This is a genomic window from Pauljensenia sp. UMB3104, assembly GCF_030217285.1.
In the GTDB taxonomy this organism is placed as follows: Bacteria; Actinomycetota; Actinomycetes; order Actinomycetales; family Actinomycetaceae; genus Pauljensenia.
The window spans coordinates 1-293 of record NZ_JASONN010000215.1 but is presented as its reverse complement, the minus strand read 5'-3'; the positions used below and the strand labels follow the sequence as shown (position 1 = coordinate 293).

Here is a 293-nt window from a genome sequence, read left to right as displayed (position 1 = left end):
TCACCAACCCGCCCTTCTCCATCCTGCGCGAATTCCACCACTGGCTAACCAAACAGCCCCGCCTCCGATACGGCATCATGGCACCAACAACAGCCATCGCATACGCCAACATAAAACCCCAAATAATAGCCGGCACCATCCAAGCCGGATCAAAATCCAGAACCTTCACCACCCCCACCGGCCAAGCAAACGCCCTCACCTGCTGGCTCACCAACATCCCCAACCAGCTCCCCCGCAAACCCATCGGCGAGCACACCCGCGAAGAAAACACCCACACCCTCAAAGGCAAAAGA

1 protein-coding gene is annotated in these 293 nt (G+C 57.7%); it reads left to right on the top strand.

Translation table 11 applies throughout. The annotated features are described in order from the left end of the window. Positions 1–293 (top strand): hypothetical protein (locus QP415_RS11435; RefSeq protein WP_285100157.1); only part of this gene is annotated, 293 nt, incomplete at both ends.